This window comes from Mycolicibacterium palauense (assembly GCF_002592005.1).
Classification (GTDB): domain Bacteria; phylum Actinomycetota; class Actinomycetes; order Mycobacteriales; family Mycobacteriaceae; genus Mycobacterium; species Mycobacterium palauense.
The window spans coordinates 1-18,360 of record NZ_NVQF01000099.1; the positions used below are offsets into that span (position 1 = coordinate 1).

The window sequence follows — 18,360 nt, forward strand, 5'->3', positions numbered from 1 at the left end:
GTCCACCACGTCGGTCACCTCGGGTGCGGCGACGTCCGGCGTCTCGGGGGAGGGCGGCGTCTCGGGGGAGGGCGGAGTCTCGGACTGTTGGTCCGGTTCGGCTCGCGCGGTGTGCCGCCGGGTCTCCGCGGAGGTGTTGCCGGGCTCGTCGGTCGCCTCGGCGGCCGGGTTCTCGGCGGCCTGGACTTCGGTGGTCTGGTCTTCGGTGGTCTGGTCTTCGGTGGTCTGATCCTCGGTGGCCTGGCTGTCGGCGTCCCCGCCGTCCTCGGTGGCCTCGCCGTCGACGTCCTTGGTGCCTTCCTCCGCGCCTTCCTCCGTGGCGCCATCCTCCGTGGCGTCCTCGTCGGTGACGTCCGCCCCTGAGGAGGGTGCCTCCGACTCCTCGGCCTCCTCCGACTCCTCGGCGGCCTGCTCGTCCGCCTTCTCATCCGCTTGGCCCTGCGCCGCTGCCTCCTCGGCCGCGCGCATCGTGTCCCTGCTTGACTCGGAGCCGGACCCCGAACCTGATTCGGGGTCGGACCCCGAGCCCGCCTCCGAACGCGCTGTGGTGTTGCTGCGGTCGTCAGAGCTCGTCGATGTCCGCGACGAGTGCGTATCCGCCGATGATGCCGACGAACTGCTCGCCTGGGAGGTCGACGCCCCTCCCGAGCCGGAACTCGAGTTGGTTCCCTCCTCGGCCCACGCGACCCCGTGTCCCAGGAAAACCGCCGCACCCAGCCCCAGTGCAACCGCCAGCCCGCCGATCTGCCCGATGTGTCCCCCCGCAGCCATGAATGCATGCTTACCGTGCCCGAGGGGCACCGGTGGGCATCTTGGGCCGATCGGGCGGAAACTTTGCGGTGGTATCGCCGGTGATATCGCTTTCGGCGGTGCGTTGTCGGTACCCGGACGGCTCCAGAGGACGCCGAGGCTCGGCTGGGAAAGTGATGGCGTATGTGATGTCACCATCCACAGGTGGGTGCCCGGCCGAACTCGCCCGACCCCGCCGTCGGGTTAGCGTTCGCCCATGTCGCACAGTGCACGGGCGTGGTCGGAGACGGGGGAGGAGCGGTGCTACACCTACCGCGCCGAGTGGTCGTCGGACCGCCGTACCTACGTCGGCCGGTGCCTGGAATTCCCCCGGATGTTCGAGTTCGCCCCTACCCCGCAGCAGGCCATCGGCCTGATCGAAGACAGCGTGCGCGAGCGGCTCGACGAGCTGGCCGAGGTCGGCGAGGACGCGCCACTCCCGCTGCACGACCTGTACTGCAGCGGCCGCTTCGTCGTCCGCACATCGCAGGCCCTGCACGCGCGACTGGTGATCGAGGCCAGGGAACAGGGCGTGTCCCTGAACCAATGGGTGGTGCAGAAGCTGGCCGACCGCCCACCCAACCTGGACTGGTAAACCCCGGGTATACGGGCTGTTCGCCCAACCGCATTGGCGCGGGGGGACGCCGTACGGCCGCCGGACACCGCCGCGCAAGGTCGCCCGCTGACACTGCGCCGTGTCGGTTCCGCAGGCAACGTCGCCCACGTTCACCCGCCGGACCCTGCTCGGCGCGACGGTACTGGCCAGCCTGGCCGCCGCCGGCTGCCGCGGCTCGGGCACTCCGGACCCGTTCACCCTCGGCGTCGCCTCCGGCGACCCCTCACCCGACGGGTTCGTCCTCTGGACGCGGCTGGCGCCGCACCCGCTGGCCGACGACGGCCGCGGCGGCATGCCCGCCCGCGAGGTCGACGTCGAGTGGGAGGTCGGCACCGACGAGCGACTCACCCGCATCGAGCGCCGCGGCGTCGTCACCGCCGTCCCCGCCTCGGCGCACGCGGTGCACGTGGAGCTGGCCGGCCTACGACCCGGCCGGGACTACTTCTACCGGTTCCGCACGGCCGGTCACCTCTCCGCGACGGGGCGCACCCGCACCGCGCCGGCGCCGGATTCGCTTGCGCCGCTGACCGTCTGCGCCGCGTCCTGCGCCAACTACGAGCAGGGCTGGTTCACCGCCTACCGCCGCCTCGCCGAGGAGCACCCCGATCTGGTGCTGCACCTGGGCGACTACTCCTACGAGTTCGCCGCGGACACCCACATCGCCCCCGGCGGCAACGTGCGCCGTCACGTCGGGCCGCAGACCCGGACGCTGGCCCACTACCGGCAACGCTATGCGCAGTACCGCACCGATCCCGACCTGCAGGCCGCCCACGCCGCCGCACCCTGGCTGGTGGTCTTCGACGACCACGAACTCGTCGACAACTGGGCCGGCGGGTCGCCCGCGGCACGACAGCCGGGGCAGCGCGCCCGGCGTTCCGCGGCGCTGCGGGCCTACTACGAGAACATGCCGCTGCGGCGCTCGGCGGCACCGCGCGGCGCGGCGATGCGGCTGTACCGCCGGGTGCACTGGGGTGCGCTGGCCACCTTCCACATGCTCGACACCCGCCAGTACCGCGACGCCCAGCTGTGCGGCGACCGGATCGGCGTCTGTCCGGGCGCCGCAACCCCGGGCCGCAGCATTCTCGGTGCGGACCAGGAGAAGTGGCTGCAGACGGGCCTCGCGAACTCCCGCGCCCGCTGGGATCTGCTCGGGCAGCAGGTGTTCTTCGCCCGGCTCGACTTCGACGCCGGCCCGGCGCGTGCGGTCAACCCCGACGCGTGGGACGGCTACGCCGCATGCCGCGACCGCGTCGTCGCCGGGTTGGCGCGCTCGCCGGTGCGCAACGCCGTTGTGCTGACCGGCGACGTCCACTCCCACTGGGCCGCGCAGGTGCGCCGCGACAGCGCCGACCCGGCCTCTCCGGTGGTGGCCACCGAGCTGGTCACCTCGTCGATCACCTCCGGCGGCGATGGAAGCGATTCCCGACCCGGGCTGGCGGGTCTGCTGGCCGACAACACCCATATCCGCTACTTCAGCAACCGGCGCGGCTATCTGCGCGCCCGGCTCGGCGCCGACGAACTGCGCGCCGATTTCAGGGTGCTGCCCTACGTGTCGCGGCCCGACGCGCCGGTGGGCACCGGCGCGTCGTTCGTCGTGGCGGACCGCGCCGGGCAACTGCGCCGGCTGTGAATCGGCCGGTGACCGCCGGATCTCCGCACAACCGACACCAATCCGCAATCCGTCACCGGTTCGGGCGCGCATCGCGGGCCGGCCCGCGGCGCTAGGATGAATTGCACCGATCGGATCCGATCGACATTCCGGCCTCCGCCGAACACAACACTGGAGTTTCGTTGACGTCTGCTCGCCGTGTCCGTGGTGCCTGCCTGGGCGCCGTTTTCGCGGTCCTCGCCGTGCTCGGCGGGGTGGTGCTGTCCACCACCGGTGACTGCGAGGCGAACTGCCGAAACGTCGCGGCCGCGCGCGATTTGGCCGTCCCGCCGCCCTCGCCCACGGAGCCGGCCGCACTGCGGATCAGCCCGCCGCCGTCGGCCGACGACGTCGACCCGCTGACCCGGGTGATGGTCAGCGCCCAGACCGGGACGCTGACCTCGGTGTCGATGGTCAACGAGGACGGCGGGGACGTCGACGGCGTCATGACACCGGACAACAAGGCGTGGAAGCCCACAGAGCCACTGGGATACGGGCGCACCTACACCCTGACGGTGGCCGCCCGCGGCCCCGGCGGGATGCCCACCCGGGAGGCCTCGACGTTCACCACCGTCACGCCGAGTAACCAGACCGAGGTCTACCTCGACACCACTTCGGGCGCGCCGATCAAGGACGGCGGTACCTACGGCGTGGGCATGGTGATCGTGGCCCACTTCGACGAGCCGATCCCCGACAAGGCCAATGCCGAACGCCGGCTCAAGGTCGTCACCAAGCCGATCGTGCAGGGCTCGTGGTACTGGGTGGACGACCAGAACGCACACTGGCGCCCGGAGAAGTACTGGGCCCCGGGCACGCAGGTGTCGGTGGCGGCCAACATCTACGGAGCCACGCTGGGCGACGGGCTCTACGGCCAGCAGGACGAGCGGGTCGAGTTCACCATCGGTGACGCACACGTCTCGATCGCCGACGACAACACCAAGGAAGTCAGCGTCTATGACAACGGCAAGCTGGTGCGCACCATGCCGACCTCGATGGGCATGGGGGGCACCGAGACCATCGGCAACACCACGCTGAGCTTCTGGACCCAGCCCGGGGTGTACACGGTGATGGACAAGGCCAACCCGGTGATCATGGACTCCTCGACGTTCGGCTTGCCGATCAACAGCCGCCTCGGCTACCGCGAGACCATCCCGTACGCCACGCGCATCAGCACCGACGGCATCTACCTGCATCAGCTCAACAGCACGGTGTGGGCCCAGGGCAACACCAACACCAGTCATGGCTGCCTGAACCTCAACGGCGAGAACGCCAAGTGGTTCTACGACTTCTCCGTGCCCGGCGACGTGGTGGAGGTCCGCCACACCGGCGGCAAGCCGCTGCAGGTCTGGCAGAACGGCGACTGGACCCTGTCGTGGCCGGAATGGCAGAAGGGCAGCGCCCTGCCCTGAACCGGCCGTGAGCGTGCGACCCGCCCCGCTCTTCTGTGATGTGCATCACAACAGGCGTAGCCTGGGGGTGTCTCTTGCACCGAAGGGAGGGGCGATGAAAGGCGCACATCGTGATCCGATCGATCACGTACGGACCACCCAACCCCACGCCGGGGAATCGTTTATCGACACGCTCTGGTTGCCCGGTCTCATCCTGATCGCCATCGGCACCGTCCTGATCGCCGCGACGGTGGCCGCGTCGGCCTACGGCAACAGCGCGGCCTCGCTGATCCTGGCGCTGATCGCCGGCGCTCTGGTCACCGCGGGTGGCTTGCTGGTGGCCCTGGAGCATCAGCGGGTCAAGCGGGTGGAGCAACGCTGGATGTCCGAGCATTCGGAGCGCCGCGAGGGGCGGCATCTGCGCGCCGGATGAGCCGTCCCGCGCGCAAAACGCTTAGCGGACCTCGCATTTAGCCGATCTCGGCAATATGGCGCAGACCACACTGTGCCATATACTGTGTTGAGCACCACACGATGTTGAGCACCACATGACGTTCAGTGCCACACGACGGGAGGATCGTCCATGGTCGGAGCGCACGACGGGCCGAGGCGGCCGGAGCGCGGCCTCCCCCCGGCCGCAGGCGGCTCGATCAACGGCACACGGCTGTTGCTCGGAATGCTGCTCGTCATCATCGCCGTCGCATCGATCGTCGGCGTCGGCATGGCCATCACCAGCGGACAGCCCGCGATCGCGATCGCGATCGGGCTGATCGCCGCCGCGTTCTTCACCCGGGTGGGCTGCTAGTCCCACGGGGTCGGCGCGGCCGCAGCCGCGTCGTGGGCAGTGCGGGCGCGGGAAGCCGCTGCAGGTCGCCGCGGTAGCCGTCGACCCGCCCGAACCGGTCGGATTCCTCCTGCCAGAGCCGGCGGTACTCGGCGACCTCCTCCTGGGTGCGGCCGACGAAGTTCCACCACATCAACAGTTCCTCGGTGAACGGTGCCCCGCCCAGAAGCAGCGCACGGCCGGGACCCGCCCCGCTGTTGCGCAGCGCCAGCGTCGACTCGCCGGAACCCTGGTAGGCCAGCTCGCCGGGCTGCAGCCGGCATCCCGCCACCTCCAGGTCCCCGCGGTCGGACAGCACGCCGTGCTCGAAGGCCGGATCGACCTCCAGCACCGCGCCGGCGTGCGGGTGCAGATCCACCTGGGCGCCGAGCAGGGGCGTGAAGGTGGTGACCGGTGAGCGCTGTCCGGCGAGCTCACCGAGAAACACCGTGACGTCCGCGCCGGAGACGGTAACCCCCTCCGGCGCAAAGTGTTCGAAGGACCGATCGGTGTCGCGCGCCGAGTCCGGCAGCGCCACCCACAGTTGCACACCGTGCAGCACCGTCGTCGCCGGCGTCGAGACCTCCGAGTGGCAGATGCCGCGCCCGGCGGTCATCAGATTCAGCTCACCGGGACGCACCAGCGCGTGCACACCCCCGGAGTCCCGGTGCTCGATCTCGCCGTCGAACAACCAGCTCACCGTCTGCAGGCCGGTATGCGGATGGGGCGGGACATCCATACCCGGGCCCGGGCCCACGTCCTGGGGCCCGTAGTGGTCGGCGAAGCACCACGCCCCGATCAGGGATCGCCGGCGCTGCGGAAGCGTGCGGCGCACCCGCATCGCCCGCGGCCCGCCCAGCGGCACCTCCCGCGCCGTCAGGACTTCGACCCTCGTCGAAGGTCCGGCGGCACAATCGAATTCGACGGGCGCCGACTCCAGATTGCTCACGGATGCTCCTCGATAGGATCGACAGCGACACTACCCCGACGGGAGGGCCTGCGATGGGCGCCGAGCATCTCCACATCGACAAGCAGTCCCCGGCCGCCTACAAGGCGCTGGTCGGCGTCGCCTCGACGGTCACCGGCGTGGCCCGGGAGTCGGGCCTGGACCGCGGACTGGTCGAACTGATCAACGTCCGGGTCTCACAGCTGAACCGCTGTGCCTCCTGCCTGGAGGTGCACCACCGCAAGGCCGAGGCCGCCGGCATCAGCGCCAGACAGCTTGCGACGCTTCCGGCGTGGCGCGACACCGCACTGTTCGACGAGCGTCAACGCGCCGTGCTGCGGCTGGCCGAGATCACCACGACCCTGCCCGATCACGACACCGCCGAGCGGGAGTACGCGCGCGCCCGAGAGGCGCTCACCGACGACGAACTGTCGGCGGCGATCTGGGTGGCCGTCGCGATCAACGCCTTCAACCGAGTGTCGATCCTGAGCGGTCACACGGTGCGGCCCGAGGGGTGACGCGACAGGGGTGAGGGTCAGGTCGGGTCGGGTGGTCCCGCGGCTGCGTCCCGGGGCAGGCCGAGGGGGGTGTCCGGGGCGAGGCGGGGACCGGCGAATCCGCGCAGCAGCGCCCTGACGCCGGTCTCCCAGCGCCGGTCCACCGAGGCGGCGCTGTGACCCAGCCAGCGCCCGCCCTCCTGCACCGCCAGGCCCTGCGCCAGGGCCAGCAGGACGTGGGCGATGTCGGTGGCGTCGCCGCTCAGTTCGTCGGCATCGACGCAGCGGGAGATCTTGCGTACGAAGATCTCCCGCACGGTGGGTGCGGCGGCCAGTTCCTCGGGCCCGGGCTCGAAGTCCTGGAAGGGTCGGGAGAACATCACCCGGGCCAGGGCTGGGTAGTTCAGGCAAAACCGCCGGAACACGGCAACGAGGCGCTGCAGGTCGGCGATCGGCTCGGCGGTTTCGGGCACCGCGGCCAGGGCCCGGCCCAGCCGGCGGAAACCCTCGAAGTACACCGCGCGGATCAGGCCGGCCTTGTCGGTGAACAGCTCGTAGACCGCGGGCACCGACGTGTGCGCCTGCTCGGCGACCCGCCGGGTGGTGAACCCGGAGACCCCGCTGTCGGAGAGCACGTCGACGGCCGCGGCCAGGACCCGCGCCCGCAGCTGGGGCGTGCGTTGTTTGATCCTGGGCATCGCGAGCTAGCCGCTGGCGCCGAACTCGGCTTCGATGTTGTCGATGCCGGCTCGGATGCCCTCGAGCGCCTCCGCCCGGGCGCGCAGCTTGGTGGCAAGGTGGGCGCCGCGGTGCAGGTTGGTGAACTCCCGCGCGGACTCCTCGGCGCGGGCTAGTACCTTGTCGGGCATCGCGATCTCGTCGATCCAGCCGGCAGCCTGCGCGGCCTCGCCGAAGAACACCTTGGCCAGCCCGGTGGCCTGCTGGTAGGCCGAGCGGGTCAGCCGCAGCTTCAGCACCTCCAACGCGGCATAGGGCGGCACCATGCCGATGGCCACCTCATTGGCCTGGATGTTGTAGCCCGGTGCGGCGACGCGGTGATCGCCGCTGCACAGCAGGAACGAGCCCATCGCGATGGCGTGGCCGGTACAGGCCATCACCACCGGCTTGGGGAAGGACAGCAGTCGGTAGGACAGCTCGAAGCCGCCGCGCAGCATCGCGACGGAGGCGGCCAGATCGCCGGACTGGAACACCTTGAGGTCGAACCCGCCGCTGAACACCTTCTGGTTGCCGGCGATCACCACGGCCCCGGCGGGGTCGTTCTCGGCGGTGTCCAGCGCGTCGTTGAGGGCCTGCTGCATGTCCATGCCCAGCACATTGACCTTGCCGTCGTCCATGGCGATCACGGCGATGGATTCATCGCTTCGGTAGGTCACGGGGCCGGTCATGGGGAGCTCCTTCGTCGCAGCAGTGTTTTGTATCGACGTTACGTAACGATGTTCCAAAATGGAAGGGGTGGCGCGCGGCGGTCTCGGGGGAGCTACGTGCGGGGTGATAGCGCATGTGATGTCACCGTGGGCAGAGCGCCGTGTCAACGCAGGGGCAGGACGGCCTCGGGCGCCAGGGGGCTGCCGTGCACTTCGATCGCGTCGGGCTCGGTGCCCGGCGGCACGTCGTAGGCCAGGTAGATCTCGGCGTCGCCGCCCGGCTCGATCTCGGCGTAGATGTCGCCCATGAAGTACGAGGCCGCGGGGTCGTAGTCGTACACCGTTCCGTCGGCCCTGAGCTTCTGCAGCTGGGCCATCAGGTGTGCGGTGTTCTCGCCGATGTTGGTCACCGCCAGCCCGACGACGACGAACTCACCGACGGCGTCCTTGGTCAGGTACTCGTTCTCGCCGCTGGTGACGGCGTCGGCGGTGGTGAACTCGATGAGTGTGAATGCCAGGTCGCCGCTGACCGTCCGGTCCTCGTCGCTGCCCTCGTCACGGGAGGCGCCGACGTCCTCGGTCGTGGTGGGGACCGTCCCAGGATCACCAGCAGGATCGCCGGCGGCGTCTGGGGTGCGCACCGTGGGTGGGCTCACCGTGATGGTGCCCTCGGCGGGTCCGTTGGTCGCCGCCCAGAGCACGGTGGCCACCAGCAGCGCCAGCCCGGCGGCCACGCCGATGCCGTAACGCAGGAGCAGTTGCCGACGCGGATCCGTGCCGGGTGGCCCCGACGCGGGTGGTGTGGGCTGGCCGGTCCAGCCGGTCCCGTCCCAGTAGTGGTGTGCGCCCGAGGCGCCCGGATCCGGATACCAGCCCGGCGGGGTCGGAGTCGTCATCGCAGCGCCCTCTCGGTGGGCCGCTGAGCCCGTGCGGCGGCCAAGTCCGCACGATAGCCCGGCTCAGCGGGCTGCGCAGCGGATCAGCCGCCCATCAGCATGCGCCACTGATCCAGGTCGGAGGCGCGGTAGACGTAGTTGGTGCGCTTGACGTCCTCCAGCGGCGCGCTGGGCTCGTTGGAGTACCAGTGCCCGGGAAACACCGTCGGATCGCCGTTGAGCGTGGCCAGCTGCTGCAGGCTGCGGAACATGTCGTCGACGTTGCCGCCGGGGAAGTCGGTGCGGCCGCAGCCCTCCAGGAACAGGGTGTCGCCGGCGACCAGCCGCCCGTCGACCAGGAAGCACTGACTGCCCGGGGTGTGACCGGGGGTGTGCAGCAGCTCGATGTCGACCTCGCCGACGGCCACCCGATCGCCGTGGCGGTGCGGGGTCAGCTCCGACAGCGCGATCCCGGTGACGTTGGCGACCCATTTCGCCTCGTGAATGTTCACGTGGACGGGCACGCTGACCCGCTCCATCAGTTCGGCCAGCCCGGCGAGGGTGAACCCCATCATCGTGCCGCCGACGTGGTCGGGGTGGTGGTGGGTGACCAGCACCCCGGACAGCCGCATGCCGTCGGCCTCCAGCGCGTCGACCAGATCGCCGGCGGCGTAGGCCGGGTCGACCACCACGGCCTCGCCGGTCTGCCGGTCACCGATCAGGTAGGCGAAGTTGCGCATCTGCGAGGCGATCATGTCGCCGGCGGCGAAGTCGCGCCCGGCCAGGAGCTGACGGAAGTACAGCCTGTCGTCACTCGGCGGGCGCTGCGGGCTTAGCGGGCTGGCCATGAATCCACCATATGAGCTGCCTAGGTGCGGCCGCAGCACGGCCCGCCGCAGGTCAAAAAACCGCACGTCGTGCGGTGTTTAACCGCACACCGGCAAAAGTCGCATCCGTGATGCGGAATTTGTACCGTCGGCTGCATGCAACTGACGCGGTTCACCGACCTGGGTCTGCGGTCGATGATGCTGCTGGCCGCCGGGGAGTCCGACGGCCGGCGCGTCACCACCGCGACCATCGCCGCGGGTGCGGGCGCCTCGGAGCATCACGTCGCCAAGGCCGTGTCCCGGCTGGCCGAACTGGGCATGGTGCGGGCGCGCCGCGGCCGCACCGGCGGCCTGGAGCTCACCGATGCCGGACGCACCGCCTCCGTCGGCCGGCTGGTCCGCAGTCTCGAAGGTGACCGCGAAGTCGTCGACTGCGCGGGTGACAGTCCGTGCCCGTTGATCCCCGGCTGCCGGCTGCGCCGCGCCCTGGCTGAGGCCAAGGAGGCGTTCTACCGCGAACTCGACCGGCACACCGTCGCCGACCTGGCGGCCGGCCCCGCGCTTCCCCTGATCGCCACCATCACCACCGGCAACGTCGCCACCGTCACCACCGAAAGGAATCCCCGATGACCGTCACCGCTGCCCGCCCGTCGGCCCGTGAACTGGAGCCGCACCACGCCGAGATCATCGCCGCCACGCTGCCGCTGGTCGGGGCCCACATCGACGCCATCACCGCCGAGTTCTACCGCCGGATGTTCGAGGCGCACCCGGAGCTGCTGCGCAACCTGTTCAACCGGGGCAACCAGGCCCAGGGCGCCCAGCAGCGCGCGCTGGCCGCCTCGATCGCCACCTACGCCACCCACCTGATCGACCCGGCGCTGCCACACCCCGACGAGCTGCTCTCCCGCATCGGACACAAGCACGCCTCGCTCGGGGTCACCGCCGATCAGTACCCGATCGTGCACACCCACCTTTTCGCCGCGATCGTGGCGGTGCTGGGGGAGGAGACCGTGACCGCCGAGGTCGCTGCGGCCTGGGACCGGGTGTACTGGCTGATGGCCGACACACTCATCGAGCTGGAGCACGACCTGTACGCGCAGGCCGGGGTCGGTGACGGTGACGTCTACCGCCGTGCGCGGGTGATCGCCCGCGTCGACGACCCCTCGGGAGCCGTGCTGCTGACCGTGCAGCCCACCGTGCAGCCCGGAGACGGGCGACCGGTGACCTTCGCCGCCGGCCAGTACGTCTCGGTCGGCGTGACGCTGCCCGACGGCGCGCGTCAGCTGCGCCAGTACAGCCTGGTGAGCCCGCCCGAATCCGGCGAGCTGACCTTCGTGGTCAAACCAGTGGCCGCCGCCGGCGGCTGCCCCGCCGGGGAGGTCTCCGGGTGGATCGGCACCCACCTGCGGGTGGGCGACCTCGTCGACGTGACCGTCCCCTTCGGTGATCTCCCGGTGCCCGCGACGGCCGGGGGACCCCTCGTGTTGATCTCCGCCGGAATCGGGATCACGCCGATGGTCGGGCTGTTGGAGCACCTGGTGGCCGGCGGATCGGAGCGCGAGGTGCGGGTCCTGCATGCCGACCGCGACGAGGTCACGCATCCGCTGCGTGAGCGCCAGCGGGAGCTGGTGTCGCGGTTGCCCGGTGCGAGCCTGGACCTCTGGTACGAGGAAGGCGCCACCGGCGAGCCCGGTGTGCACGGGGGCCTGGTGGACCTGGAGCAGATCGAACTGCCCACGGATGCCGAGGTGTACCTGTGCGGCGGGAACGGCTTCGTGCAGGCGGTGCGCGACCAGCTTCGCGGACGCGGGGTACCCGCCGGGCGGATGCACTGCGAGCTGTTCAGCCCCAACGACTGGCTGGTGTAGCGCGCGGACGCGGTGGCCCGGGGTGCCGAAACCGTCCCGGGCGCCGGCGATCACCAGCGGTTTGGTGCAGATCTGGGCCAGGCTGTACCCTCTTTAAGGCCCCCGGCTAGACCGCGTGGGTGCAGGCCCCCTTAGCTCAGTCGGCAGAGCGTTTCCATGGTAAGGAAAAGGTCAACGGTTCGATTCCGTTAGGGGGCTCGGTGGACACCTGGAGCTCCGGGCGTGGGGTTCCGCCCGTGTCTATCGGGGCGGTGTAGCTCAGCTGGTTAGAGCGCACGACTCATAATCGTGAGGTCGGGGGATCGAGCCCCCCCACCGCTACAAGACGAACAAGCGCAATAGCGAACCTGAAAGAAGAGGGCAGTCGACGTGGCCTCCAGTACCGATGTACGGCCGAAGATCACCATGGCCTGCGAGGTGTGCAAGCACCGCAACTACATCACCAAGAAGAACCGGCGCAACGACCCGGACCGCCTCGAGCTGAAGAAGTTCTGCCCCAACTGCGGCAAGCATCAGCCCCACCGCGAGTCGCGCTGACCCTCGAGGCATGGTCGGCCCCGCGTCGGCGGGTGCCGCGTCAGGTTTACTAAGGGCGACTAGGTAGGTTCGTACGCGTGGCGTTGTCCGGAGACATCATCGGGATGCACTACCGCTATCCCGACCACTACGAGGTGGAGCGCGAGAAGATTCGCGAGTACGCGGTGGCCGTCAAGAACGACGATCCGGTGTTCTTCGAGGAATCCGCCGCCAAGGAGCTGGGCTACACCGGCCTGGTGGCCCCACTGACCTTCATCTCCATCTTCGGCTACGCGGCGCAGTCGGCGTTCTTCGACCACGCCAACATCGGGATCACCGACGCCCAGATCGTGCAGGTGGATCAGTCCCTGAAGTTCCTGGCCCCGATCCAGGACGGCGACAAGCTCTACTGCGACGTCTATGTGCATTCGGTGCGCCAGGCGCACGGCACCGACATCATTGTCACCAAGAACATCGTCAGCAATCAGGACGGCGAGGTAGTGCAGGAGTCCTACACCACGCTTGCGGGGCGTAGCGAGGAAAACGGAGAAAGTGGCTTCAACGATGGCTCTGCGTGAGTTCGATTCGGTCAAGGTCGGGGACGAGTTGCCGGAGAAGGTCATTCCGCTGACTCGGCAGGACCTGGTGAACTACGCCGGCGTGTCCGGCGACCTCAACCCGATCCACTGGGACGACGAGATCGCCAAGCTGGTCGGCCTGGACACCGCCATTGCCCACGGCATGCTGACCATGGGCCTGGGCGGCGGTTACGTCACCTCCTGGGTCGGTGACCCGGGTGCGGTCACCGAGTACAACGTCCGTTTCACCGCGGTGGTGCCGGTACCCAACGACGGCAAGGGCGCCGAGATCGTCTTCAAGGGCCGGGTCAAGTCGCTGGATCCGGAGTCGAAGTCGGTGACCATCGCGATCAGTGCCACCACGGGCGGCAAGAAGATCTTCGGGCGCGCAATCGCGACCGCCAAACTCGCATAGGGGTCACGGGCTATGGCTATCAAGACCGACATCCGGGACATGGTCCACAAGTACGACGACTACTTCGAGGTGGGCCGGGAGAAGGTCCGCGAGTTCGCCAAGGCGGTCAAGAACGACCACCCGTCGCACTACGACGAGGAGGCCGCCGCCGAGCTGGGCTACGACGGACTGATGGCGCCGTTGACCTTCGTGTCGACCGTGGCGCTGTTGGTGCAGCAGGACTTCTTCCGCAAGGTCGACACCGGCTTCGAGACCATGCAGATCGTGCAGGTCGACCAGCAGTTCATTTACCACAAGCCGATCAAGGTCGGCGACAGGCTCTACCCGGTGATGGAGGTCCATTCCGTCAACGAGCGCTTCGGCGCCGACATCGTCGTCACCCGCAACACCCTGACCAACCAGGACGGCGAGGTGGTGCTGGAGGCGTTCACCACGATGATGGGCCAGCAGGGCGAGCAGTCGGCGAAGATCAAGTTCGACCGGGAGACCGGTCAGGTCACCCGCGTCGCCGACCCCGAGGAACCTGCCGCCGCCGGAACGGATTAGTAGTTCGCAGTTCGCCCGGGGTACACTCGGACCTCGGGGTTCTCCCAGAACAAGCGCGCTTCCGGTGGTTCGACCGTCGGGGAGCGCGCGAGTTATGTGGGGGCGCGACCTCACCTTCAACGCAAGGTTGGCCTGCCAACCTCGAAGGGGCGTAGCTCAACTGGCAGAGCAGCGGTCTCCAAAACCGCAGGTTGCAGGTTCAAGTCCTGTCGCCCCTGCTCAACTGAATATGTTCGATGGTGGACACTGGAGAGTGTGAGCCCGATATCGGCGGAAACCGAGGCAGGACCCGAGGCACGAAGGAGCATGCGGTGAGCGACGAGCGCGACGGTGCCGACGCCGCAGGTGCAGGCACCGACGACGACGATGCCCGCGACAGTGGTGGGCGCGCGGTAGGCACCGCCACGCCCATGCGCCCGACCGGCAAGCGGACCCGGCAGCGGGCCCTGGCCGGTGGCGTCGAGGACACCGAGCCGGCGACCGAGGTCTTGGAGGCCGGCGACGGCGGCAAGAACGGGTCGGGCACCACGGCGAAGACGAAGAAGGACGGCGCCAAGGGGCCATCCCGCAACCCGTTCGCATTCGTCTTCAACTACCTGAGGCAGGTCGTCGCCGAGCTGCGCAAGGTCATCTGGCCGAACCGCAAGCAGATGGTGACCTACACCTCGGTGGTGCTGGTGTTCCTGGCATTCATGGTCGCGCTGATCGGCGTGACCGACCTGGGGCTGGCCAAGCTGGTGCTGCTGATATTCGGCTAGCCGGCACCCGAATTGTGACGTGAGGAAGGACTGACAACCGTGACGAGCTTCGAGGGCGACACGCCCGCGGACGAGTCGGCCGACGTGGTCGCCGACGAGACCGCTGAAGCGCCTGCGACCGAGGCTGCTGAGACCGGTTCCGAGACTGGCTCTGAGATTGGCGCCGAGGCGGGCTCCGAGGTCACGGTGGAGGCCGCCGACGAGGCGCCCGCCGAGGCTGTTGCAGAGACGCCCGCCGAGACCCCTGCCGAACCCGAGGACGAGGATCCCGCCGTCGCGCTCAAGAGGGAGCTGCGCGGCAAGCCGGGTGACTGGTACGTCATCCACTCCTACGCCGGCTACGAGAACAAGGTGAAGGCCAACCTCGAGACCCGCGTGCAGAACCTCGACGTCGGCGACTACATCTTCCAGGTGGAGGTGCCCACCGAAGAGGTCACCGAGATCAAGAACGGTCAGCGCAAGCAGGTCAACCGCAAGGTGCTGCCCGGCTACATCCTGGTGCGCATGGACCTCACCGACGACTCCTGGAGCGCGGTGCGCAACACCCCGGGCGTGACCGGCTTCGTCGGCGCCACCTCGAGGCCCACCGCACTGTCGCTGAACGACGTGGTCAAGTTCCTGCTGCCGCAGGGCGCGGCCAAGAAGCCGGCCAAGACCACCGCCGCCGCGGCCGCTGCCTCCTCGGAGGCCACGCTGGAGCGCCCGGAGATCCTGGTCGACTACGAGGTCGGCGAGTCGGTCACCGTCATGGACGGCCCGTTCGCCACGCTGCCGGCCTCGATCAGCGAGGTCAACGCCGAACAGCAGAAGCTCAAGGTGCTGGTGTCCATCTTCGGCCGCGAGACGCCCGTCGAACTGACCTTCAACCAGGTCGCCAAGATCTAGCGGATCCGGCGCGCGCCGCCCCCGACACCGGGTCCCGGTGCGCCCGCATCACACGAACCCCGAGAAAGGAAAAACACCCCCATGGCCCCGAAGAAGAAGGTCGTCGGGCTGATCAAGCTGCAGATCCAGGCCGGGCAGGCCAACCCCGCCCCGCCGGTTGGTCCCGCGCTCGGCCAGCACGGCGTCAACATCATGGAGTTCTGCAAGGCGTACAACGCCGCGACCGAGAACCAGCGCGGCAACGTCATCCCCGTGGAGATCACCGTCTACGAGGACCGCAGCTTCACGTTCAACCTCAAGACCCCGCCCGCGGCCAAGCTGCTGCTCAAGGCCGCCGGCGTGCAGAAGGGCTCCGGCGAGCCGCACAAGACCAAGGTGGCCAAGGTCAGCTGGGATCAGGTGCGCGAGATCGCCGAGACCAAGAAGGAAGATCTCAACGCCAACGACATCGACGCCGCCGCCAAGATCATCGCCGGCACCGCCCGGTCGATGGGCATCACCGTCGAGTAGGACGTCGGTTTCTTTCGGGGCCCCGCCGGGGTGCCGACGTGGGAGGGCTGGCATCGGCCCGCACCACAACTCCAACAAAACGATTGGATGAATCAATGAGCAAGACGAGCAAGATTTACCGCGAAGCCGCCGAGAAGATCGACAAGGACAAGCTGTACAGCCCCTTGGAGGCCGCCAAGCTGGCCAAGGAGACCTCGTCGAAGAAGCAGGACGCCACCGTCGAGGTCGCGATCCGGCTCGGCGTGGACCCGCGCAAGGCCGACCAGATGGTGCGCGGCACCGTCAACCTGCCCAACGGCACCGGTAAGACCGCCCGCGTGGCCGTGTTCGCCGTGGGTGACAAGGCCGAGGCCGCCGAGGCGGCCGGTGCGGACATCGTCGGCAGCGACGACCTGATCGAAAAGATCCAGGGCGGGTTCCTCGACTTCGACGCCGCGATCGCCACCCCGGATCAGATGGCCAAGGTCGGCCGCATCGCCCGGGTGCTGGGCCCGCGTGGCCTGATGCCCAACCCCAAGACCGGCACCGTGACCCCGGACGTCGCCAAGGCCGTGCAGGACATCAAGGGCGGCAAGATCAACTTCCGCGTCGACAAGCAGGCCAACCTGCACTTCGTGATCGGCAAGGCCTCCTTCGACGAGAAGAAGCTGGCCGAGAACTACGGCGCCGCACTCGACGAGATCCTGCGGGCCAAGCCGTCATCGTCGAAGGGGCGCTATCTGAAGAAGATCACCGTCTCCACCACCACCGGCCCCGGCATTCCGGTGGACCCGGCGGTGACGCGGAACTTCGCGGAGGAGTAGACGTATAGACGGCCGGTCCGTGTGTCAACTCCCATGCAGTTCGCGCCGACATCAGATTTGCATCATCTCAGTCCTGTGTCGGCGGCACCAGATTTAATCATGGCCCGGAGTCTTCTTTACGGGCGGGTTTGGCCGTGGTGCTGCTTGGTTGTGTGCGCTCAGCGCATTGTGTCGATATCGGCCTTGAAGTATGCACGACTGCTTCCTTTAAAGTGCCCAGAGGAATCGGAAGTACTGTTCTTCTGAGCCAGGATCGGTATCCGCGAAGCGGCGCCGATCGATACCGTTCGTATAACGGTGCTTGAAAGATCGGGGATGTTCTATTCTAGTGTTTAGTTAACTCATCGTCGATCACGCTCGACTGGTCGAGCCGTGGATCGTTCGGCAGTATGGTGCTAAGCGCGGCCCATTTTTGCGTTGAGGACTGCAGGACCGCGGAAGTCTGTCGGGAGGATGAAAGTCATGTGGCGATGCCCGGCTTGCGGTGGGGGGGACGCGCACCGCACGCATTGTGTCCGCGTTGAGCAGGCGGCTCTGTATTTTGCTCGCCCTTGGGTTGACCGAGAACGGTACGAAGACCTTGTGCGATGCATCTCCGAGCTGTGGGGTTCGGACGTGGTTAGACTTTTACGATGCGACGATTGCGGTCTTCGTAGCGCCGATCCGTTCGTTGCGGGCAATGCCGAATTTTACAGGCTAGCCTTTGGCCGGGGATCTTTCCACCCCTACCCGGCATCACGGTGGGAGTATAGACTCACCTGTGAGTTGATCACTGCGACCACGGGTACCGTTCTTGAACTCGGCGCTGGCGACGGTGCATTTCAACAGTCTGTGATCAGCAAAGGAGTGTCTCCGACTCGACTCCATGCAGCTGAATTCAATAGTGTTGCACGCGAGAAGCTGCAAGAACTCGGGGTGAAGGTAACTGGCACCGATTTCCGAGAATTGCCCTCGGCGGACCATTCGGTAGTTTGTGGGCATCAGGTATTTGAGCACCTAGATAACCTCGGAAACGCGTTCAAAGCATTCGACCGTCTAACTGCACCCGATGGCGTGGTGGCCGTCTCAGTTCCGAACGGAACCCATATCGAGCGGATGGAAGAGGCCGGTGGCGAAATCGATATGCCGCCGAACCATGTGTCTACCTGGCGGTTAACGGCGTTCAACGCGGTAGCTCGGCGCAATGGATGGCAGATCGTGGACTACAAAGAAGAACCGATTTCGCGGTTTAGGGCAGCGAAAGAGCTCGCGATCTCACGGACGTTCCGAGCGCGAACGCGGCCGGTGTCGTTCGCTGCAGCAGCTGATCGCTGGTCTCCCTCACCTCGTGTCCGGTATGCGCTAATGGGCACCGCCGCCGCATCGAAGTTCCCGTCCGCCTATGTAGCGTCGGTAGTGCCTTATGGCGGCTCACTATGGGTCGCAATGCAGCGCGCAGAATAGATCGTTTGACCGCAGCAGGCTTCGTCCGGGCGGTGGCGATATGACTAGTTCGAACAGAATCCAAGTGCTGGCTGACTGGCGATTGGGTTGTGGCGCAGACGGCGCGACCAGCGACACTGATCAGCCCCGGCGTGTCGGGAGAGTTCTTCCGTTGGGAAGGATGGGCACGTGGGATCGAAGTCATCGAGGCGGTATCCAGAAGAGCTGAAGGCGCGGGCGGTGCAGATGGTGGCCGATCTGCGTG

22 protein-coding genes, 3 tRNA genes and 1 pseudogene are annotated in these 18,360 nt (G+C 68.0%); 20 read left to right on the plus strand and 6 right to left on the minus strand.

Annotated elements, in window-relative coordinates; all coding sequences use genetic code 11:
- Positions 1–468: pseudogene (locus CSR00_RS25845) on the minus strand (hypothetical protein); the annotation flags it as partial.
- 538 nt (positions 469–1,006) lie between these two features.
- Between CSR00_RS25845 and CSR00_RS25850 the strand changes: the two are divergent.
- From CSR00_RS25850 to CSR00_RS25870, 5 genes are all read left to right on the plus strand, one after another.
- On the plus strand, positions 1,007–1,384 hold the full coding sequence (locus CSR00_RS25850) for a type II toxin-antitoxin system HicB family antitoxin (RefSeq protein ID WP_099025264.1): 378 nt from the start codon (positions 1,007–1,009) through the stop codon (positions 1,382–1,384).
- A gap of 100 nt (positions 1,385–1,484) precedes the next feature.
- Positions 1,485–3,035 (plus strand): alkaline phosphatase D family protein, encoded by a 1,551-nt coding sequence (locus CSR00_RS25855; protein WP_099025265.1) that lies wholly within the window; start codon positions 1,485–1,487, stop codon positions 3,033–3,035.
- Positions 3,036–3,196: 161 nt separating this feature from the next.
- Positions 3,197–4,462 (plus strand): L,D-transpeptidase, encoded by a 1,266-nt coding sequence (locus CSR00_RS25860; protein ID WP_245906540.1) that lies wholly within the window; start codon positions 3,197–3,199, stop codon positions 4,460–4,462.
- A 94-nt stretch (positions 4,463–4,556) separates the two neighbouring features.
- On the plus strand, positions 4,557–4,874 hold the full coding sequence (usfY, locus tag CSR00_RS25865; protein WP_099025266.1) for a protein UsfY: 318 nt from the start codon (positions 4,557–4,559) through the stop codon (positions 4,872–4,874).
- A gap of 150 nt (positions 4,875–5,024) precedes the next feature.
- Complete coding sequence (locus CSR00_RS25870; protein ID WP_099025267.1) at positions 5,025–5,246, plus strand: hypothetical protein; 222 nt, start codon at positions 5,025–5,027, stop codon at positions 5,244–5,246.
- Here CSR00_RS25870 and CSR00_RS25875 read toward each other — a convergent pair.
- A complete protein-coding gene (locus CSR00_RS25875) occupies positions 5,227–6,213 on the minus strand; it encodes a pirin family protein (protein WP_099025268.1) in 987 nt (328 codons plus the stop codon). The two genes, CSR00_RS25870 and CSR00_RS25875, sit on opposite strands and share 20 nt — an antisense overlap.
- A 53-nt stretch (positions 6,214–6,266) precedes the next feature.
- Between CSR00_RS25875 and CSR00_RS25880 the strand changes: the two genes are divergently transcribed.
- Positions 6,267–6,728, plus strand: coding sequence for a carboxymuconolactone decarboxylase family protein (locus CSR00_RS25880; protein ID WP_099025269.1), 462 nt, complete (start codon positions 6,267–6,269; stop codon positions 6,726–6,728).
- A gap of 17 nt (positions 6,729–6,745) precedes the next feature.
- Here CSR00_RS25880 and CSR00_RS25885 read toward each other — a convergent pair whose 3' ends face one another.
- From CSR00_RS25885 to CSR00_RS25900, 4 genes are all read right to left on the minus strand, one after another.
- Complete coding sequence (locus CSR00_RS25885) at positions 6,746–7,405, minus strand: TetR/AcrR family transcriptional regulator (protein WP_099025270.1); 660 nt, start codon at positions 7,403–7,405, stop codon at positions 6,746–6,748.
- 6 nt (positions 7,406–7,411) lie between these two features.
- Positions 7,412–8,113, minus strand: a complete 702-nt coding sequence (locus CSR00_RS25890) for a crotonase/enoyl-CoA hydratase family protein (RefSeq protein WP_099025271.1) — start codon at positions 8,111–8,113, stop codon at positions 7,412–7,414.
- A gap of 143 nt (positions 8,114–8,256) precedes the next feature.
- Positions 8,257–8,988: a DUF4352 domain-containing protein gene (locus tag CSR00_RS31400; protein ID WP_099025272.1), complete on the minus strand. Its 732-nt coding sequence runs from the start codon at positions 8,986–8,988 to the stop codon at positions 8,257–8,259.
- Positions 8,989–9,071: 83 nt separating this feature from the next.
- Positions 9,072–9,815 carry an MBL fold metallo-hydrolase gene (locus CSR00_RS25900; RefSeq protein WP_099025273.1) on the minus strand — a complete coding sequence of 248 codons (744 nt, stop codon included), beginning with the start codon at positions 9,813–9,815 and terminating at the stop codon, positions 9,072–9,074.
- A gap of 135 nt (positions 9,816–9,950) precedes the next feature.
- Between CSR00_RS25900 and CSR00_RS25905 the strand changes: the two genes are divergently transcribed.
- The 14 genes from CSR00_RS25905 (at position 9,951) to CSR00_RS25970 (ending at position 18,116) form a co-directional block, all read left to right on the plus strand.
- Entirely contained in the window at positions 9,951–10,424 is a 474-nt protein-coding gene (locus CSR00_RS25905; RefSeq protein WP_099025274.1) for an Rrf2 family transcriptional regulator, read from the plus strand.
- Complete coding sequence (locus CSR00_RS25910) at positions 10,421–11,662, plus strand: globin domain-containing protein (RefSeq protein WP_099025275.1); 1,242 nt, start codon at positions 10,421–10,423, stop codon at positions 11,660–11,662. The genes CSR00_RS25905 and CSR00_RS25910 overlap by 4 nt, the downstream gene beginning before the upstream one ends.
- Positions 11,663–11,787: 125 nt before the next feature.
- A tRNA-Thr gene (locus CSR00_RS25915) sits at positions 11,788–11,860 on the plus strand.
- Between the two features lie 49 nt (positions 11,861–11,909).
- Positions 11,910–11,983, plus strand: a tRNA-Met gene (locus CSR00_RS25920).
- A 48-nt stretch (positions 11,984–12,031) separates the two neighbouring features.
- Positions 12,032–12,199 carry a 50S ribosomal protein L33 gene (gene rpmG / locus CSR00_RS25925; protein WP_099025276.1) on the plus strand — a complete coding sequence of 56 codons (168 nt, stop codon included), beginning with the start codon at positions 12,032–12,034 and terminating at the stop codon, positions 12,197–12,199.
- Between the two features lie 77 nt (positions 12,200–12,276).
- Positions 12,277–12,756 (plus strand): (3R)-hydroxyacyl-ACP dehydratase subunit HadA, encoded by a 480-nt coding sequence (gene hadA / locus CSR00_RS25930; protein ID WP_099025277.1) that lies wholly within the window; start codon positions 12,277–12,279, stop codon positions 12,754–12,756.
- Entirely contained in the window at positions 12,743–13,171 is a 429-nt protein-coding gene (hadB, locus tag CSR00_RS25935; protein ID WP_099025278.1) for a (3R)-hydroxyacyl-ACP dehydratase subunit HadB, read from the plus strand. Before hadA ends, hadB begins: the two co-directional genes overlap by 14 nt.
- Positions 13,172–13,183: 12 nt before the next feature.
- The gene (hadC, locus tag CSR00_RS25940; protein WP_099025279.1) at positions 13,184–13,717 is read left to right on the plus strand and encodes a (3R)-hydroxyacyl-ACP dehydratase subunit HadC; all 534 of its coding nucleotides are present in this window, start codon (positions 13,184–13,186) and stop codon (positions 13,715–13,717) included.
- A gap of 145 nt (positions 13,718–13,862) precedes the next feature.
- Positions 13,863–13,935: transfer RNA gene (locus tag CSR00_RS25945), tRNA-Trp, on the plus strand.
- A 93-nt stretch (positions 13,936–14,028) separates the two neighbouring features.
- Complete coding sequence (secE, locus tag CSR00_RS25950) at positions 14,029–14,475, plus strand: preprotein translocase subunit SecE (protein ID WP_176562271.1); 447 nt, start codon at positions 14,029–14,031, stop codon at positions 14,473–14,475.
- A gap of 39 nt (positions 14,476–14,514) precedes the next feature.
- Positions 14,515–15,360, plus strand: coding sequence for a transcription termination/antitermination protein NusG (gene nusG, locus CSR00_RS25955; protein ID WP_099025281.1), 846 nt, complete (start codon positions 14,515–14,517; stop codon positions 15,358–15,360).
- An 81-nt stretch (positions 15,361–15,441) separates the two neighbouring features.
- Positions 15,442–15,870, plus strand: a complete 429-nt coding sequence (rplK, locus tag CSR00_RS25960; protein WP_099025282.1) for a 50S ribosomal protein L11 — start codon at positions 15,442–15,444, stop codon at positions 15,868–15,870.
- Positions 15,871–15,965: 95 nt separating this feature from the next.
- On the plus strand, positions 15,966–16,673 hold the full coding sequence (rplA, locus tag CSR00_RS25965) for a 50S ribosomal protein L1 (protein WP_099025283.1): 708 nt from the start codon (positions 15,966–15,968) through the stop codon (positions 16,671–16,673).
- Between the two features lie 765 nt (positions 16,674–17,438).
- Complete coding sequence (locus tag CSR00_RS25970; protein WP_176562272.1) at positions 17,439–18,116, plus strand: class I SAM-dependent methyltransferase; 678 nt, start codon at positions 17,439–17,441, stop codon at positions 18,114–18,116.
- Positions 18,117–18,360 lie beyond the last annotated feature (244 nt).

Coding starts and splice junctions, on each gene's coding strand:
- CSR00_RS25910 (WP_099025275.1), top strand. CDS start 10,421: ATGACCGTCACCGCTGCCCGCCCGTCGGCCCGTGAACTGGAGCCGCAC.
- CSR00_RS25905 (WP_099025274.1), top strand. CDS start 9,951: ATGCAACTGACGCGGTTCACCGACCTGGGTCTGCGGTCGATGATGCTG.
- hadB (WP_099025278.1), top strand. CDS start 12,743: ATGGCTCTGCGTGAGTTCGATTCGGTCAAGGTCGGGGACGAGTTGCCG.
- rplK (WP_099025282.1), top strand. CDS start 15,442: ATGGCCCCGAAGAAGAAGGTCGTCGGGCTGATCAAGCTGCAGATCCAG.
- hadC (WP_099025279.1), top strand. CDS start 13,184: ATGGCTATCAAGACCGACATCCGGGACATGGTCCACAAGTACGACGAC.
- CSR00_RS25885 (WP_099025270.1), bottom strand. CDS start 7,405: ATGCCCAGGATCAAACAACGCACGCCCCAGCTGCGGGCGCGGGTCCTG.
- rplA (WP_099025283.1), top strand. CDS start 15,966: ATGAGCAAGACGAGCAAGATTTACCGCGAAGCCGCCGAGAAGATCGAC.
- CSR00_RS31400 (WP_099025272.1), bottom strand. CDS start 8,988: ATGACGACTCCGACCCCGCCGGGCTGGTATCCGGATCCGGGCGCCTCG.
- CSR00_RS25870 (WP_099025267.1), top strand. CDS start 5,025: ATGGTCGGAGCGCACGACGGGCCGAGGCGGCCGGAGCGCGGCCTCCCC.
- CSR00_RS25890 (WP_099025271.1), bottom strand. CDS start 8,113: ATGACCGGCCCCGTGACCTACCGAAGCGATGAATCCATCGCCGTGATC.
- CSR00_RS25880 (WP_099025269.1), top strand. CDS start 6,267: ATGGGCGCCGAGCATCTCCACATCGACAAGCAGTCCCCGGCCGCCTAC.
- CSR00_RS25850 (WP_099025264.1), top strand. CDS start 1,007: ATGTCGCACAGTGCACGGGCGTGGTCGGAGACGGGGGAGGAGCGGTGC.
- CSR00_RS25900 (WP_099025273.1), bottom strand. CDS start 9,815: ATGGCCAGCCCGCTAAGCCCGCAGCGCCCGCCGAGTGACGACAGGCTG.
- usfY (WP_099025266.1), top strand. CDS start 4,557: ATGAAAGGCGCACATCGTGATCCGATCGATCACGTACGGACCACCCAA.